At 73.3% G+C, this 16,195-nt stretch carries 15 protein-coding genes; 2 read left to right on the plus strand and 13 right to left on the minus strand.

The features are described from left to right. Nucleotides 1-285 precede the first annotated feature (285 nt). The 5 genes from ACIQNG_RS29320 to fmt form a co-directional block, all read right to left on the minus strand. Nucleotides 286-600, minus strand: a complete 315-nt coding sequence (locus ACIQNG_RS29320) for an NAD(P)H-dependent oxidoreductase (protein ID WP_401489192.1) — start codon at nucleotides 598-600, stop codon at nucleotides 286-288. Nucleotides 601-670: 70 nt separating this feature from the next. After that, complete coding sequence (locus tag ACIQNG_RS29325) at nucleotides 671-1,714, minus strand: sugar-binding transcriptional regulator (protein ID WP_401439735.1); 1,044 nt, start codon at nucleotides 1,712-1,714, stop codon at nucleotides 671-673. 145 nt (nucleotides 1,715-1,859) lie between these two features. Further along, complete coding sequence (gene rpe / locus ACIQNG_RS29330) at nucleotides 1,860-2,546, minus strand: ribulose-phosphate 3-epimerase (protein ID WP_401439737.1); 687 nt, start codon at nucleotides 2,544-2,546, stop codon at nucleotides 1,860-1,862. A 110-nt stretch (nucleotides 2,547-2,656) separates the two neighbouring features. Beyond that, nucleotides 2,657-4,075 carry an RsmB/NOP family class I SAM-dependent RNA methyltransferase gene (locus ACIQNG_RS29335; protein ID WP_401439739.1) on the minus strand — a complete coding sequence of 473 codons (1,419 nt, stop codon included), beginning with the start codon at nucleotides 4,073-4,075 and terminating at the stop codon, nucleotides 2,657-2,659. Nucleotides 4,076-4,449: 374 nt separating this feature from the next. Beyond that, nucleotides 4,450-5,382, minus strand: a complete 933-nt coding sequence (gene fmt, locus ACIQNG_RS29340) for a methionyl-tRNA formyltransferase (RefSeq protein WP_401439741.1) — start codon at nucleotides 5,380-5,382, stop codon at nucleotides 4,450-4,452. A gap of 408 nt (nucleotides 5,383-5,790) precedes the next feature. On the opposite strand from fmt, the gene ACIQNG_RS29345 reads away from it, so the two are divergent. Continuing rightward, a complete protein-coding gene (locus ACIQNG_RS29345; protein WP_401489195.1) occupies nucleotides 5,791-6,360 on the plus strand; it encodes a hypothetical protein in 570 nt (189 codons plus the stop codon). A gap of 149 nt (nucleotides 6,361-6,509) precedes the next feature. Here ACIQNG_RS29345 and ACIQNG_RS29350 read toward each other — a convergent pair whose 3' ends face one another. After that, complete coding sequence (locus ACIQNG_RS29350) at nucleotides 6,510-8,660, minus strand: primosomal protein N' (RefSeq protein ID WP_401489197.1); 2,151 nt, start codon at nucleotides 8,658-8,660, stop codon at nucleotides 6,510-6,512. 100 nt (nucleotides 8,661-8,760) lie between these two features. Here ACIQNG_RS29350 and ACIQNG_RS29355 point away from each other — a divergent pair, with 100 nt between their 5' ends. Further along, complete coding sequence (locus ACIQNG_RS29355; protein ID WP_401489200.1) at nucleotides 8,761-9,591, plus strand: S1 RNA-binding domain-containing protein; 831 nt, start codon at nucleotides 8,761-8,763, stop codon at nucleotides 9,589-9,591. 66 nt (nucleotides 9,592-9,657) lie between these two features. Here ACIQNG_RS29355 and metK read toward each other — a convergent pair whose 3' ends face one another. From metK to ACIQNG_RS29390, 7 genes are all read right to left on the minus strand, one after another. After that, nucleotides 9,658-10,881 (minus strand): methionine adenosyltransferase, encoded by a 1,224-nt coding sequence (metK, locus tag ACIQNG_RS29360; protein WP_401439750.1) that lies wholly within the window; start codon nucleotides 10,879-10,881, stop codon nucleotides 9,658-9,660. Between the two features lie 354 nt (nucleotides 10,882-11,235). Further along, complete coding sequence (gene coaBC / locus ACIQNG_RS29365; RefSeq protein ID WP_401489202.1) at nucleotides 11,236-12,438, minus strand: bifunctional phosphopantothenoylcysteine decarboxylase/phosphopantothenate--cysteine ligase CoaBC; 1,203 nt, start codon at nucleotides 12,436-12,438, stop codon at nucleotides 11,236-11,238. Nucleotides 12,439-12,607: 169 nt separating this feature from the next. After that, nucleotides 12,608-12,880 (minus strand): DNA-directed RNA polymerase subunit omega, encoded by a 273-nt coding sequence (rpoZ, locus tag ACIQNG_RS29370; RefSeq protein ID WP_003988945.1) that lies wholly within the window; start codon nucleotides 12,878-12,880, stop codon nucleotides 12,608-12,610. Nucleotides 12,881-12,933: 53 nt separating this feature from the next. After that, nucleotides 12,934-13,491: a guanylate kinase gene (gmk, locus tag ACIQNG_RS29375; protein WP_401439753.1), complete on the minus strand. Its 558-nt coding sequence runs from the start codon at nucleotides 13,489-13,491 to the stop codon at nucleotides 12,934-12,936. Nucleotides 13,492-13,528: 37 nt separating this feature from the next. Further along, nucleotides 13,529-13,852, minus strand: coding sequence for an integration host factor (locus tag ACIQNG_RS29380; RefSeq protein ID WP_003977346.1), 324 nt, complete (start codon nucleotides 13,850-13,852; stop codon nucleotides 13,529-13,531). 286 nt (nucleotides 13,853-14,138) lie between these two features. After that, the gene (gene pyrF / locus ACIQNG_RS29385; RefSeq protein ID WP_401489206.1) at nucleotides 14,139-15,056 is read right to left on the minus strand and encodes an orotidine-5'-phosphate decarboxylase; all 918 of its coding nucleotides are present in this window, start codon (nucleotides 15,054-15,056) and stop codon (nucleotides 14,139-14,141) included. After that, entirely contained in the window at nucleotides 15,053-16,159 is a 1,107-nt protein-coding gene (locus ACIQNG_RS29390; protein WP_401489208.1) for a quinone-dependent dihydroorotate dehydrogenase, read from the minus strand. Before ACIQNG_RS29390 ends, pyrF begins: the two co-directional genes overlap by 4 nt. Nucleotides 16,160-16,195 lie beyond the last annotated feature (36 nt).

Here is a 16,195-nt window from a genome sequence, read left to right on the forward strand (position 1 = left end):
ACAGGACAGCCAGGGGGAAGAGCACGTACTTCATTGTCCCATGCCCCCCGGAACACACCGCCCGGTCGTATCATCCAGGCTGGTCAGAGGGGAAGTGGGAGGTTTCTCCAAGGGGGGTGGGGGGGTTCTGGGGCTCCTGGGCTCCTGGGCTCCTGGGCTCCTGGGCTCCTGGGAGGGTCTCGGGGCGTGGGGGCGGGGTTTCCGGGCCTCCGGGCCCCCAAGGGCTTTCAAACCGCCGGGGGGGTCCCGGGGCTGAGAGTCGGGGTCTCCGGGGCCCCAGGGCCTTCAGGCCGCCGGGTCCGAGTCTCCGGGTCTGGGCCTCCCGACCTCCCGACCGCCCGGGGTGACGACGACGAGCGCCTCGGCGGCGGCCACCCGCTCCCCCACCGCCCGTACCGGGGCCGGTGGCCGCGCCTCCGTGTCATTGCCGCCGAGGACGGCCGAGCAGTCGTGGTCGGCGGCAAGGCCGCTCAGATCGACGTCGAGTCCCTCGCGTCGGGCCGCGTACCCGGCGCTCCACTTCGCCGGGGTCGGTCCGTACCGCCGCCGCCGCGGCAGGCGCAGGCGCCACAGGTGTCGTAGGTGACGTCTACGACACACGAGAGGGCGGCCGGGGTGACGTGGCTTCCGCCATGCCGTCCCGGCCGCCCTCATGACCCGCTGTGGGCTGTCAGACCCCGTCCGGATCCGCCCGGTTCCGGGTGGACCGGGGCGGCGGTCCGGCCGTCATCAGGTAGTCGGCCGCGGAGGTGTCCGTGACCAGGCTGGTGACGAGCCCGGAGCGCAGGACGGCGTCGATCGCCGCCGCCTTGCGCTGTCCGCCCGCGATCGCGACGACCTCCGGGACCCGGCGCAGCTGGTCGGCCTTGACCGTGATGCACCGCTCCCCCAGGTCGCGCCCGACCCGGCGGCCCTCGGAGTCGAAGAGGTGCGCGGCCATCTCGGCGGCCACGCCGAGCGAGGCGTAGTGCGCTCGCTCCTCGTCGCTGAGCATGTCGTGCACGGTGGAGATGCCCGGCTCCCAGGACCCGATGGAGACACAGGCGACGGTGACCTTGTCGAAGTACTCGAAGGCCCGCGCGATCCCCGTCTGCTGCCGCAGGGCGGTGGCGGTGGCCGCGTCCGGCAGCAGCATCGGGGCGTAGATCGGGTGGGCGTCGCCGCCGGACACCTGGGCGGCGCGGCGCACGGCCTCGACCGAGCCGCGCTCCGAGGTCCCGGCGTCGTACACCCCCGTGAGCTGCACCACCGTGCACGGCGGCAGCCGGTCGAGCGCCGCGGCCATGTGGATGGTGGAACGGCCCCAGGCCAGCCCGAGGACATCGCCCTCGTTGACGAGTTCGGCGAGAAGATCGGCGGCGACCTCACCGAGGTTCTCGGGGTCCGGGGTCTCCTCCGCCTCGGCCGGGGACTCGACCACGACGGCGTGCCGCAGACCGTAACGGGCCCGGAGCGCGTCGGAGCGCTCCGCGTCCAGTTCGGCCGGCACACGGATCTCGATGCGTACGAGATCCCGTTCGAGGGCGGTCTCCAGGACCCGGGCCACCTTGAAGCGGCTGACGCCGAACTCCTCGGCGATCTGGATCTTGGACTTGCCCTCTAGGTAGAAGCGGCGGGCCATGGCCGCCGCCTGGACCAGCTCAGCGGGTCCCATCCGCATGGCTGACCGGCCCGCCGACATACCCGACACGGCGTTCTCCTCACTGCTGTTCACATTCTGTATCCACCGTTCATCCTTGCAGATCCGGCGGAGTTGATCAGCCCTGATGGGCGCCGTTCACATTCCCTTGGCCTGGGGTCCGCCCGGTGGGGCATCTCCCGGACGGGGGTTCACCTCGGACTTCCGGGTGGAGCGGGCCCTAATGAGCGCAGGCCCAGGAGGCGCGGGCGGTGGCCGATTCCGCCTGCGCACGCAGGGCGCGGACCGCTTCGGCCGGGTCGTCCGCCCCGTACACCGCCGATCCGGCGACGAAGACGTCCGCACCGGCGTCGGCGCACTGCTCGATGGTGGCCGCGGAGACGCCGCCGTCGATCTGGAGCCACAGTTCCAGACCGTGCTTGGCGATCAGCTCACGGGTACGGCGGATCTTGGGCAGCATGATGTCGAGGAACGCCTGGCCACCGAAGCCCGGCTCGACCGTCATGATCAGCAGCATGTCGAGTTCGGGAAGGAGATCCTCGTACGGCTCGATCGGGGTGGCCGGCTTCAGCGCCATGGAGGAGCGGGCGCCCTTGGCGCGGATCTCGCGCGCGAGGCGGACCGGAGCGGCGGCGGCCTCGACGTGAAAGGTGACGGAGGAGGCACCCGCCTCGACGTACTGCGGAGCCCAGCGGTCGGGGTCCTCGATCATCAGATGGCAGTCCAGCGGGGTGTCCGTGGCCCGCGCCAACGACTCCACGATCGGTACGCCGAGCGTGAGGTTGGGGACGAAGTGGTTGTCCATCACATCGACGTGGAGCCAGTCGGCACCGTCCACCGCCTTCGCCTCGTCGGCGAGGCGGGCGAAGTCGGCGGACAGAATGCTGGGGTTGATCTGAACGGCCATGCCCTAAGCGTCCCATGCCGACGGGGTCGCGCGGGCGGGGTGGGTGAGGGTTGCCGAACGCGACGACCCACGCACCGTACGTGGCCGGGTCGGGGCCGGCGGGGCGCCGGTCAGCCCGTGCGGCGGATGAGGGCCAGGTACATGGCGTCCGTGCCGTGGAGGTGGGGCCAGAGCTGGAGGTCGGGGCCGTCGCCCAGGTGCGGGACGCCGGGGAGCAGGGGGCGGGCGTCGATCAGGTCGGCGGCCGGGACCTGCTTGAGTACGTCCGACACCACGGCACGGGTCTCGGCGAGGTGGGGCGAGCAGGTGGCGTAGCCGACGACACCGCCGACCCGCACGGACTCCAGGGCCGTCCGCAGCAGCGCGCGCTGGAGCGGGGCGAAGCCGTCGAGGTCGTCGGGGCGGCGGCGCCAGCGGGCCTCGGGCCGACGGCGCAGGGCGCCGAGACCGGTGCACGGTACGTCCATCAGGACCCGGTCGAAGCTGCCGGGCCGCCACGGCGGACGGGTGCCGTCGGCGGTGATCACCTGGTAGGGGCCGGGGTTGCCGTCGAGGGCGCGGGCGACCAGCCCGGCCCGGTGCGGCTGCCGCTCGGCGGCCAGCAGCGTGGCGCCCCGCTCGGCGGCCAGCGCGGCGAGCAGCGCGGCCTTGCCGCCGGGCCCGGCGCAGCCGTCCAGCCACTTCTCGTCGGGGCCGTCGAGGGGCGCGTGGGCGAGCGCCAGCGCGACCAGCTGACTGCCCTCGTCCTGGACCCCGGCCCGCCCGTCGCGCACGGCGTCCACGGCCCCGGGCTCCCCGCCCTCGGCCAGCCGTACCGCGTACGGCGACCAGCGCCCGGGCACGGCGGCCTCCTCGCGCAGGAGTTCGTCGGTCGTGGACCGCCCCGGCCGGGCGACGAGCGTCACCTCCGGCCGCTCATTGTCCGCGGCGAGCAGTTCCTCGATCCCGGCGCGGCCCCCGCCCAGCGAGTCCCAGAGCGCGGAGACGACCCAGCGCGGATGGGAGTGCACGACGGAGAGGTGGTCCTCCGGGTCCTCGTCGTAGGGCGGGGCGACCTTCTCCAGCCAGCCGTCGAGATCGTCCTGGGCGATTTTCCGGAGCACGGCGTTGACGAACTTCGCGCGTCCGTCGCCGAGTACGACCCGGGCCAGCTCCACGGTCGCGGACACGGCGGCGTGGCTGGGGATGCGCGTGCCGAGCAGTTGGTGCGCGCCGAGGCCGAGCACATCGAGCACCGGCGGGTCGACCTCACGCAGCGGCCGGTCCACACAGGCGGCGATGATCGCGTCGTACGTCCCCTGCCGCCGCAGCGTCCCGTACACCAGTTCGGTGGCCAGCGCCGCGTCCCGCCCGTCGAAGTCGCCCTTCTCGCGCGCCTTGCGCAGCAGCGGCGGCAGGACGAGGTTGGCGTACGCGTCCCGCTCGTCCACGGCCCGCAACGCGTCGAAGGCGAGGATCCGGACGGGATCCTTCTTGGGACGGCGGTAGGGCTTGCCGGTCTTGCGGGGACGGCGGGCGGTGTCGCTCACGAAAAGGTGCTCCGGATGAATGCGGTGACGTGTAAGTCCAGCCTACGTCGCGGGGGACGCCCTGTTCCCCCGCGGCCGGACACCACACCCTCGGACCACGCCGCTGTCCCCGGCCGACCCACCGCACCTGGCCCACCCGCTGTCCCCAGCCGACCCGCCGCACCTGGCCCACCCGCAGTCCCCGGCCGACCCGCCGCACCTGGTCGCCCCGCTGTCCCTGGTCGACCCGGCCGGTTCCAGCCGGCTCGCCGTCCCCCTCCCCAGCCGCCCGCCAGTTCCAGCGGACCCGCCATCCCCAGCCAACTCACCGTCCCCGGCCGACCCACCGTCCCCGGCCGACCCACCGGTTCGGCCGACCCGCCGGTCGCCGCAGGTCAGGCCCCCAGCGACTCACCGTCGGTGATCCGTGCCCCGCGCGCCCAGTCCGCCGCGCGCATCGGCTTCTTGCCCTGGGCCTGGACCCAGAGCAGTTCGACGGCATGGGAGCCGGTGCCCACGTGGACGTCGTTCTTGCCCACGGAGAGCCGCCCCGGCGGCAGGTCCGTCCGCTCCGGGCGGCCCGCGACCTGGATGAGCTTCAGCCGCTCGCCGCGGAACACGGTCCAGGCACCCGGCGCGGGGGTGCAGCCGCGCACGACCCGGTCGACCCGCAGCGCGGGTGCCGCCCAGTCGACGTGCGCGTCCTCGACGTTGATCTTCGGCGCGAGGGAGACCCCGTCGGCGGGCTGCGGTACGGCCTTCAGCGTGCCGTCCTCGATGCCGTCCATGGTCGCCGCGAGCAGCCCCGCCCCGGCGAAGGCGAGCCGGGTCAGCAGATCACCGCTGGTGTCGGTGGGCCGGACGGACTCGGTGACGGTCCCGTACACCGGCCCGGAGTCCAGCCCCTCCTCGATGAGGAAGGTGGACGCGCCGGTGATCTCGTCGCCCGCCATGACGGCGTGCTGCACCGGTGCCGCGCCCCGCCAGGCGGGCAGCAGGGAGAAGTGCAGATTGACCCAGCCGTGCGTGGGCACGTCCAGGGCGACCCGCGGCAGCAGTGCGCCGTAGGCGACGACGGGGCAGCAGTCCGGGGCGATCTGCCGCAGCCGCTCCAGGAACTCCGGCTCCCGGGGGCGGCCCGGCTTCAGTACCTCGATCCCCTCCTCCGCCGCCCGCTCGGCCACCGGCGAGGCGACCAGGTGCCGGCCCCGGCCGGCCGGGGCGTCCGGCCGTGTGACGACGGCGGCGACCTCGTGCCGCCCGGAGGCGAGCAGGGCGTCCAGAGCGGGAACGGCGACCTCGGGGGTTCCGGCGAAGACCAGCTTCATGGGTGGGTTCGGGCCTCTCGAACAGACAGGACAGACAGGAACAGGCAAGAACGGGGAGGACGGGGAGGACGGGGAGGACGGGGAGGACGGGCAAGGACGGGCTGGGGCGAACAGGGGCGGACGAGGATGGCGGACCGGGGACGGACAGGGGACCGGGGACGGACGGCGGACACGCTGAAGGGACACGGCCGGGGCCGGTCGCCCGGGCGGGCAGCGCACCAGTCTATGGGGCGGCGCCGCCCGCGCACACGGCGCCACCGGGGGCGTACGCATATGCCCTTACGCCCCTGAAGCGTGACCCGTGGCGCGAAGACGCGTTGGTCAAGAAAGAGTTGACCCAACGAGCCGCCGTCGCGGTTCGACCCCTTTTCTCCCCTTCTCCTCAACGCCGGTTCGAGAGGCTTGTTCATGGCCGACCACGCAACCCACGACGCCCAGGCTCGGGCCAGCCTGCACTTGCTGGTGCGGGACATCGAGCGGGTCCGCCGGCAGGTGGACGCGCTGCGCACGCTCACCGCCCAGCTGGGCAACGTCTACCGCCCGCGCCGCTCCGGCCCCTCCACGGGCTTCGTCGTCTACGGGCGCGCGCCCGCCCCCACCGTCCGACTCGCCCAGGAGCTGCGGGACAGCGTCGAGACCCTGGTCACCGCCGCCGTCGACTTCGACCGCTCGCTCGGGTTCTCGTGGGACGCGGTGGGCTCCGCCCTCGGCGTCACCAAGCAGGCGGTGCACCGCCGTTACGGCTCCCGCCGGGCCACCACCCAGGCGGCGGCGGAGGCCGAGCGCGCCACGGACCCGTCGGGCTCCCGCCCGCTCAACGTCCCGAGCGTCCCCGGTGTCCCGGGCGTCCCGGGCGTTCCCGGCACCATGCCGACCGTCCCCGCCGCCCGCGCCATGCCCACCCAGCCCACCGCAGGCAGCCCGTCCCTCCGGGAGGACCCCCGCCCCACAGCCTTCCCCGGCCCCCGCAACGGCTGACCCACCCCCCGCACCTGCCCTCCCGGCCCCATTCCGGGAGGGCAGCCGTTCGTTCCGGGGGGGGACCAGCCTCCCGCAGGCCCGGGGCGGGGGCGACCGCCGATGTCCGACCGACGGAGTCGACCGCCGATACCCGGCTGGCGGGGCCGTCAGCCGATGTCCGGCGGATCGATGCGTACCCGCACCACGCCCTCGTCCCCGCGTGCCATCCGGGCGGCCTGCGCGGTCTTCAGGGCGGTCGCGAGGGCCGCCCCGCTGCCCGGTGGCACCCGCACCAGGGCACGGTCCCAGCGCTCCCCCGGCGGCGGCGCACCGGTCCGGCGGGGGCGGTCCGGGGGGATGACCGGCAGCGGGACCGGCCCCAGGACCTCGGCGTCCGGGGGCAGGTCGACGCCGGTGACGAACTGGACGACCGCGTCGGGCGGCCCGGACACCGACGCCATCCGGGACACCGGCGGAAAGCCCAGTTCGGCCCGCTCGGACAGTTCCCGCCGCGCATGCCCCACCGGATCCCATCGCACCAACGCCTGCACCGGCCGCAAGGTCGGCTCGGCGACCACCACGACCGTGCCGCCCGAGCGCTGGTCGCGCACGAGCGCGGCGGCGGCGATCCAGCGCCGCAGCGCGTCCTCCTCGGCCCGCAGATCGGGCCGGCCGAGCATCGCCCAGCCGTCCAGCAGCAGCGCCGCCGCGTACCCGCCCTCGGCGACCGGTTCGGCCCCCGGGGTGCTCACCACCAGCGCCGGCGCCCCCGGCACGGTGTCCAGCACATGCTCACGCCCGGACGTCCGTACCGGCACCGCGGGGAACGCCCGACCCAGTTCCTCGGCCGTCCGCCGCGCCCCCACGACCTGGGCACGCAGCCGGAACCCCCCGCACTCCGCGCAGTGCCACGCGTTCTCCTCGCGCCCGCACCACCCGCACACCGGTGCCTCCCCGTCGGCCCGCGCCGCCAGCGGACCCGAGCAGTGCCGGCACCGCGCCGGTTCCCGGCACCGCGCGCACGCCAGCCGCGGTACGTACCCCCGCCGCGGCACCTGGACCAGTACGGGTCCGTGCCGCAGTCCCTCCCTGACCGCCTGCCAGGCGAGGGTGGGCAGCCGGGCGGCCCGCGCCGCCCCGTCCCGGGCGAGTTCCCCGTCCCCGACGGTCCGTACGAGGGGCGCGGCGGCCCGCACCCGCTCCCTGGACGCCACGATCGGCCGCGCCCAGCCGCTCTCCACGAGCTGGGCGGCCTCGACCGTGCAGCTCCAGTCGCCCAGCAGGAACGCGCACCTGTCCTGGGCGGCCCGCAGCAGCAGTACCTCGCGCGCGTGCGGCTGCGGGGCGTGCAGTTCGCTGTGGCTGTCGTCGCCGTCGTCCCAGACGGCGACCAGCCCGAGGTCCCGGACCGGGGCGAACATCGCGGCCCGGGTGCCCACCACCGCCCGCACGGATCCGCGCCGCACGGCCAGCCACTGCCGGTACCGCTTCTCGGGCCCCGCCTCCGCCGTGAGCACCGCGTGCCGCCCCTCCCCCAGCAGCGCGGTCAGCGCGGCGTCGACCCGCGCCACGGCCCGCCCGTCGGGTACGACGACCAGCGCGCCGCGTCCCGAGGCGAGGGTGGCGGCGACGGCCCGGGCCAGCAGCTCGCTCCACTGCGGTCCCGGCAGCGCGTTCCACACCGCGCGCGGCGCGCCTCCCGAGGCCAGCGCCTCCACGAACGCCGCCCCGTTCTCGTACCGCTCCCACGGCCCCGCCTCGGGTGGCGGCGGCGGTGGCAGCGGCTCGGGCGACGGGCGCTTCTCCGCCTTCGCGTTGCGCGGCGGCACGGCGAGCTGGAGCACATCGGCGAGGCTGCCCGCGTACCGGTCGGCCACCGCGCGTGCCAGGGCCAGCAGCTCCGCGTCGAGCACGGGCTCGGGCGACACCACCTGGGCCAGTGCCGCCAGCGGCCCGGAGTAGTCGGACTCGGCGCGGCGCTCGATCAGGAAGCCGTCGATGAGCCCGCCGCCCTCGCGGCGCCCTTCGCGGACCCGGTGGCGTCCGGCGCCGAACCGCACCCGTACCCGTACGCCCGGCTGCGCCTCCGCGTCCAGTTCCTTCGGCACGGCGTAGTCGAAGTACCGGTCGAGATGCAGCACGCCCTTGTCGACCAGCACCCGCGCGACCGGAAGCTGCTCCGCCAGCGCCGCCCCGCGCCAGGTCCGCGGCTTGGCCCGAGGCGTCTTCGCCTGGCGCACGCTCTCCCGGATGAGCGCGAGCTGTTCCGGCGGCGCCCCCGCGGCGCCCCCGTCCTCCGACTCGTTCTCGCTGCTCACGCTTGCCTTTCTACCAAACGCCACTGACAACACCCCCGCTCCGGCGACCCTCCCCCGAAACCCCGCGACCGCCCCGCCCACCTCCCTCTAGGCTCCCGCCATGACCGACGCCCCCGACCCGAACCCGCTGGAGCAGCTCCGCGCCCGCCTCGCCGCCTTCCGCCCGGGCACGCTCGTGACCGGCACCGTGACCGCGACCACCGACCGCGAGGTCGTCGTACGGCTCGCGGACGACGCCCCCGGGAAGCCGACCGGCCGCATCCCCGGCCATCTGCTGTCCTGGACCCCCTTCGGGCATCCGCGCGAGGTGGTGGCACCCGGCCGGCGGATCACGGCGGAGGTGCAGGGCAGGAACGAGCGCACCGGTGAGGTGGTGCTGTCGTCCAAGGCGTGCGAGGACGAGGCCCTGTACCGCCATCTCCTCGGCGCGCGTCCCGGGGACGTCGTCACCGGGACGGTGGCCGCCGTCCACACCTTCGGTGTCTTCGTCCGCCTCGACGGAGCGCCCCCGCACCCCGTCCACCCGGGCACGGGTTTCATCCGGGTCCCGGATCTGAGCTGGGGCCCTCTCGACCATCCGGAGGACGTGGTCCGGCCGGGCCAACGCGTCACCGGTGAGGTGGTCATCACCGACTCCCACCAGGGCGAGGTGGTCATCTCCCTCAAGGCGCTCCAGCCGAACCCGTGGGACGCGCTGGAGCCCCGGGTCGGCGAGGTGGTGACCGGTCCGGTGACGAAGGTGCTCCCGTTCGGTGTGTTCGTCCGGGTCGGCGAGGCGGCCGTCGGTCTGCTCCACTCCTCGGACCTGCCGGAGGGGACCGTCGCCTTGGGCCAGGAGCTGACCGTGCGCCTGCTGGAGATCGACCGCGCCCGCGGCAGGATCCGCCTGGGCCCACCGCGCGACCGCCCGGGCCCGGCCGCCCGCGGCTGACCCCGGACACGCCGAGGCCCGGCTCCCCGAAAGGGGAAGCCGGGCCCGGCGGAGAAACCGTCGGGGCTACTGCCCCACGGCCTTGCGCAGCGCGTCCACCCGGTCGGTGCGCTCCCAGGTGAAGTCGGGCAGCTCACGGCCGAAGTGACCGTACGCGGCGGTCTGGGCGTAGATCGGGCGCAGCAGGTCGAGGTCGCGGATGATCGCGGCGGGGCGGAGGTCGAAGACGGCGTCGATCGCCTTCTCGATCTTCTCGGGCTCCACCTTGTGCGTGCCGAAGGTCTCCACGAACAGGCCCACCGGCTCGGCCTTGCCGATCGCGTAGGCCACCTGGACCTCGCAGCGGGAGGCCAGCCCGGCGGCGACGACGTTCTTGGCGACCCAGCGCATGGCGTAGGCGGCGGAGCGGTCCACCTTGGACGGGTCCTTGCCCGAGAAGGCGCCGCCGCCGTGGCGGGCCATGCCGCCGTAGGTGTCGATGATGATCTTGCGGCCGGTGAGTCCGGCGTCACCCATCGGGCCGCCGATCTCGAAGCGGCCGGTCGGGTTGACCAGCAGGCGGTAGCCCTCGGTGTCCAGCTTGATGCCCTCGTCCAGCAGGGCCTTCAGCTCCGGCTCCACGACGAACTCGCGGATGTCGGGGGCCAGCAGCGACTCCAGGTCGATGTCCGAGGCGTGCTGCGAGGAGACGACGACGGTGTCCAGCCGGACCGCCTTGTCACCGTCGTACTCGATGGTGACCTGGGTCTTGCCGTCCGGGCGGAGGTAGGGGATCGTGCCGTTCTTGCGGACCTCGGACAGGCGGTTGGAGAGCCGGTGCGCGAGGAAGATCGGCAGCGGCATCAGCGTGGGCGTCTCGTCGGAGGCGTAGCCGAACATCAGGCCCTGGTCTCCGGCGCCCTGCTTGTCCAGCTCGTCCCCCTCCTCCCCCTGGGAGGCGCCCTCGACGCGCGACTCGTAGGCGGTGTCGACGCCCTGCGCGATGTCGGGGGACTGGGCGCCGATGGAGACGGACACGCCGCAGGAGGCGCCGTCGAAGCCCTTCTTGGAGGAGTCGTAGCCGATCTCCAGGATCTTCTCCCGGACCAGCTGCGGGATCGGCGCGTACGCCTTGGTGGTGACCTCACCGGCCACATGCACCAGACCGGTCGTGATCAGCGTCTCGACGGCGACCCGGGAGGTCGGGTCCTCGCGCAGGAGCGCGTCGAGAATGGTGTCACTGATCTGGTCAGCGATCTTGTCGGGGTGACCCTCGGTCACGGACTCCGAGGTGAACAGGCGACGGGACACAACGCTCCCTGGGGTTGCAGCGGCTGCTGGCTGATCATGGGCGGACGGGTCGGGGGCTGCGCCCGGCCGCGTCCGTGAACAGTTTATCGGTCGCGCTCCGCCGCGGGCCCACCTGTCTCGCCTCTCGGGAACGCTGTGACCTGCGGCACGGGCATTCTGCCCAATGCCGGGTGGCCTTGGCCAGGGGCGCCACGCCCCAATGTCGCCGGCACCGCGCCCCCTCCGCCAGGGGTGCGGAGCCCGGACGCGGGGCTGCGAGCGTCCTGGCCACGGGGGGCTCGGGCGTCCCGGGGGCGGGGGCCCGGACGGGCCGGGCGCCCGGTGCCGGGAGCCCGGGTGACCGGGGAGACGCGGTCAGCCGAGCCGGGCGGCGACGAGGTCCCAGACCGTTTCGGCCAGGGCTTCTTTCGGGCCGTACGGCACGGGCGTCTCGGAGCCGTCGGCGCCCAGCACGACGGCCTCGTTCTCCTCGGAGCCGAAGGTCTTGCGCTCCCCCACCTCGTTGACCACGAGCAGGTCGCAGCCCTTGCGCTCCAGCTTGGCGCGGCCGTTGGCGAGCACGTCGTCGGTCTCGGCGGCGAAGCCGACGATCACCTGTCCGGCCCTCGCGCGTTCGGCCGAGATCTCGGCGAGGATGTCCGGATTCCGTACCAGGGTGATGGGGTCGGGCTCATGGCCGTCCCGCTTCTTGATCTTGCCGGCGGCGTAGGCGGCGGGGCGGAAGTCGGCGACGGCGGCGGCCATGACGACCGCGTCGGCATCGGCGGCGGCCTTCACCACGGCCTCGCGCAGTTGGACGGCCGTGCCGACCCGGACGAGGTCCACTCCGGCCGGATCCGGCAGGTGAGCATTGGCCGAGATCAGCGTGACGCGGGCACCGCGGGCGGCGGCGGTGCGGGCGAGGGCGTAGCCCTGCTTGCCGGAGGAGCGGTTGCCGAGGAAGCGGACCGGGTCGAGGGGTTCGCGGGTGCCTCCGGCGCTGACCACCACATGGCGGCCGGCGAGGTCGGGCCCGGTGACTCCGCGGGCGAGCACCCGGCGGCAGATCTCGAAGATCTCGGCGGGGTCGGGGAGCCGGCCCTTGCCGGTGTCGACGCCGGTGAGCCGGCCGACGGCGGGCTCGATGACGACGGCTCCGCGGCGGCGGAGCGTGGCCACGTTCTCCTGGGTGGCCGGATGCTCCCACATCTCGGTGTGCATCGCGGGGGCGAAGACGACGGGGCAGCGGGCGGTGAGCAGGGTGTTGGTGAGCAGGTCGCCGGCGAGGCCGTGGGCGGCCTTGGCGAGCAGGTCGGCGGTGGCGGGGGCGACCACGACCAGGTCGGCGTGCTGGCCGATGCGGACGTGGGGGACCTCGTGGACGTCGTCCCAGACCTCGGTGGCGACGGGGTTCCCGGACAGCGCGGACCAGGTGGCGGCGCCGATGAAGTGCAGCGCGGACTCGGTGGGCACCACCCGGACGTCATGTCCGGACTCGGTCAGCCGGCGCAGCAGCTCACACGCCTTGTAGGCGGCGATACCACCGCTGACCCCCAGCACGACCTTCGGCTTGTCCACCGCTGCTCCCCTGCTTCCTGTGGGCTCGACAGGTACCGCGTGCGCGCCATGATCGCGCACAGGTTCTATGACACACCACAGGCCCGGCGACATGCCGCCGGGCCTGTGGAAAAGTCTGCCGCAAGCAGAAAATACTATGGAATCCGCCTGGGTTCTTGCCGCGCCGTGGTTACTGCGCCGGGCCCTCGACGGCCTCGGACGTCAGGAGCCCCGCGTTGATCTCACGGAGGGCGATCGAGAGCGGCTTCTCGTGGACATGGGTGTCCACCAGCGGACCGACGTATTCGAGGAGACCCTCGCCGAGCTGCGAGTAGTACGCGTTGATCTGACGGGCGCGCTTGGCGGCGTAGATCACGAGGCTGTACTTCGAGTCGGTGGCCTCAAGAAGCTCGTCGATCGGCGGGTTGATGATGCCCTCGGGCGCGGAGATGGAAGAGGACACGCTCTACCTTCCGATGGATGGGAAATAGGGGGTGTGATCACAGACGTTCGTGATCACACGACATCCATCAAGGCTAGCAGCTCGCGCGCCACATCCTCGACGGAGGTGTTGACCAAGGTCACGTCGAACTCCGGCTCGGCCGCCAGCTCGATCTTCGCGGCGTCCAGCCGGCGCTCGATCACCTCGGGCGGTTCGGTGCCGCGCCCGGTGAGTCTGCGCACCAGCTCCTCCCAGCCGGGAGGGGCCAGGAACACGAGCTGGGCCTCGGGCATGGTGCCCCGCACCTGCCGGGCGCCCTGGAGGTCGATCTCCAGCAGGACGGGCTCACCCGCCTCCAGACGCTCGTGCACGGCGCCGCGCGGGGTGCCGTAGCGGTTGCCCGCGAACTCGGCCCACTCCAGCAGTTCGCCGTTGGCGATCAGCTTGTCCATCTCCTCGTCGGTGACGAAGAAGTAGTGGACCCCGTGCCGCTCACCGGGGCGTGGCTTGCGGGTCGTCGCCGACACCGAGAGCCAGACCTCGGGGTGTTCCTTGCGCATATGGGCGACGACCGTGCTCTTGCCGACCCCGGAGGGGCCGGAGAGCACGGTCAGCCGCGGACGTTCACTCATACAGCGATTATTCCAGCAAACCCGGACTGGTCCGGACTCAGCTGCCGGTGCTGCCGAACTCTCGCTCCAGCGAGGCGATCTGGTTGGAGCCCAGGCCCCGCACGCGGCGGCTCTCGGAGATGCCGAGGCGCTCCATGATCTGCTTGGCGCGGACCTTGCCCACGCCGGGGAGCGACTCCAGCAGCGCGGAGACCTTCATCTTTCCGATGACGTCGTTCTCCTGGCCCTGCTTGATGACCTCGTGAAGGGAGGCGCCGGAGTGCTTCAGTCGATTCTTGACCTCGGCCCGCTCCCGGCGAGCCGCGGCGGCCTTTTCGAGCGCGGCTGCGCGCTGTTCGGGGGTAAGGGGCGGAAGAGCCACGCCTACGTCACCTCGGATGTCGAACTGTCGGATACGGACCGGTGAGGAACCTAGTCGCCCCACACCTGGGGAGCCACGAGCAACACGCTGCCCGCTCTCCCCCACTGCCTGGAGGGCGTGGGAGGTGCCCCCACTCGTCGGAGACTAGCGGTCAAGGCCGCCGGAGTCAGCGAGAACAGCGGAAAACTCCAGGTCAGCCTGAGCCAGGACGGTACATTTCAGGCATATTGCCCAGGATTTGAGAATGTATCCCGCCCCAGAGCCGTCCACCGCAGTCATCGGAGGTTTATTCCCCCGCTTGTTCTGGCGCTTGTTCCGGCGCTTGTTCCGGTGCTCGATCCGCTGCCTGGTCCGGTGCCTGGTCCGGTGCCGCCACGGCCGCCCGGATCTCCTCCGTGTACCGCTCCGCGGCACGGCGCAGGGCCCCGATGTCCGGCCCGTGCCGCAGGACCCCGCGGCTGACGCTCGGCAGCACCTGTCCCACCGCCGCGCCGAAGACCCCGGGAAGATCGGCGGGGGCCGCGCCCTGGGCCCCGATGCCGGGGGCGAGCAGCGGACCGCCGATGGAGAGGTCGTACGACGACAGATCACCCAGGGTGGCGCCGACGACCGCGCCGAAGGAGCCGAGCGGCTCCTCCCCCCGGTTCTCCTCGGCGAGGTGGGCGAGCATCGTCGCGGCCACGTCCCGGCCGTCCGCGCGCAGCGCGCGCTGCACCTCGGCGCCCTCCGGGTTGGAGGTCAGCGCCAGCACGAAGAGCCCGGCGCCGCTCTCGCGCGCGAGCGTCACGGCCGGGCGGAGCGAGCCGTAGCCGAGGTACGGCGAGACGGTCAGCGCGTCCGAGAACAGCGGGGCGTCCCGGTGCAGGAAGCTCTCGGCGTACGCGGCCATCGTGGAGCCGATGTCGCCGCGCTTGGCGTCCATCAGCACCAGGGCGCCCGCCGCGCGCGCGTCCTGGACCGTCCGCTCCAGCACGGCCACGCCGCGCGAGCCGAAGCGCTCGAAGAACGCGCTCTGCGGCTTGAGCACCGCGACCCGGTCGGCCAGCGCCTCCACGACCGTACGGCTGAACCGCTCCAGGCCGCTCACCCCGTCGTCCAGGCCCCACTCGGCGAGCAGCGAGGCGTGCGGGTCGATGCCCACGCACAGCGGTCCGCGCCCGTCCATGGCACGGCGCAGCCGTGTGCCGAAGGGTTCCGGGCTCATGCTGATGTCCTCACGTCGGCGCCGACCGCGTCGGCGAGGGTGGTGTACGGGCTGGTCCGCAGGCGGGCGACCAGCCCCTTGTGGATCGCCCGGGCGTAGAAGGGGCCCTCGTAGACGAACGCGCTGTAGCCCTGGACCAGCGTGGCGCCGGCCAGGATGCGCTGCCAGGCGTCCTCGGCGTTCTCGATCCCGCCGACGCCCACCAGGGTGATCCGGTCGCCCACGCGCGCGTAGAGGCGGCGCAGCACCTCAAGGGAGCGTGCCTTCAGGGGGGCGCCCGACAGTCCGCCGGTCTCCTTCAGCAGGGCGGGGTCGGAGGCCAGGCCGAGGCCCTCGCGCGCGATGGTGGTGTTGGTGGCGATGATGCCGTCCAGGCCGAGTTCCACGGCCAGGTCGGCGACGGCGTCCACGTCCTCGTCGGCGAGGTCGGGGGCGATCTTCACCAGGAGCGGGACCCGCCGGGCGGGGACGGTGCGGTCGGCGGCCTCGCGCACGGCGGTCAGCAGCGGGCGCAGCGCCTCGGTGGCCTGGAGGTTGCGCAGTCCGGGCGTGTTGGGCGAGGAGACGTTGACGACGAGGTAGTCCGCGTGGGCGGCGAGCCGCTCGGTGGACTTGACGTAGTCGCCGGTCGCCTCGGCCTCGGGCACGGCCTTGGTCTTGCCGATGTTCACCCCGACGACCGTCCGGAACACGGGCGTCCGGGTGGCCAGGCGGGCGGCGACGGCCAGCGAGCCCTCGTTGTTGAAGCCCATGCGGTTGATCAGCGCCCGGTCGGCGACCAGCCGGAACAGCCGCTTCTTGGGGTTGCCGGGCTGCGGTTCACCGGTGACCGTGCCGATCTCGACATGGTCGAACCCGAGCATCGCCATTCCGTCCACCGCGTGGGCGTTCTTGTCGAAACCGGCGGCGAGTCCGAACGGGCCGTGCATCCGCAGTCCGAGGGCCTCGGTGCGCAGTTCCTTGTGGCGGGGGGCGAGCACCGCCGCGGCGAAGGTGCGCAGCACGGGCACGCGCGCGGCGAGCCGGATCCAGCGGAAGGCGAGGTGGTGGGCCCGCTCGGGGTCCATCCGGCGGAAGACGAGATTGAAGAGGATCTTGTACATGGTGTCCTTGTGTCCTGCACCGTGCGGGGCGCGTCA

It is taken from the genome of Streptomyces sp. NPDC091377, assembly GCF_044757045.1.
Lineage (GTDB): Bacteria > Actinomycetota > Actinomycetes > Streptomycetales > Streptomycetaceae > Streptomyces.

Bases quoted from the DNA above. Each gene is read 5' to 3' on its own strand.
- rpe (WP_401439737.1), bottom strand. From the start codon at position 2,546: ATGGCCGTTCAGATCAACCCCAGCATTCTGTCCGCCGACTTCGCCCGC.
- fmt (WP_401439741.1), bottom strand. From the start codon at position 5,382: ATGAAGCTGGTCTTCGCCGGAACCCCCGAGGTCGCCGTTCCCGCTCTG.
- ACIQNG_RS29390 (WP_401489208.1), bottom strand. From the start codon at position 16,159: ATGTACAAGATCCTCTTCAATCTCGTCTTCCGCCGGATGGACCCCGAG.
- gmk (WP_401439753.1), bottom strand. From the start codon at position 13,491: ATGAGTGAACGTCCGCGGCTGACCGTGCTCTCCGGCCCCTCCGGGGTC.
- ACIQNG_RS29355 (WP_401489200.1), top strand. From the start codon at position 8,761: ATGACCGACGCCCCCGACCCGAACCCGCTGGAGCAGCTCCGCGCCCGC.
- ACIQNG_RS29345 (WP_401489195.1), top strand. From the start codon at position 5,791: ATGGCCGACCACGCAACCCACGACGCCCAGGCTCGGGCCAGCCTGCAC.
- pyrF (WP_401489206.1), bottom strand. From the start codon at position 15,056: ATGAGCCCGGAACCCTTCGGCACACGGCTGCGCCGTGCCATGGACGGG.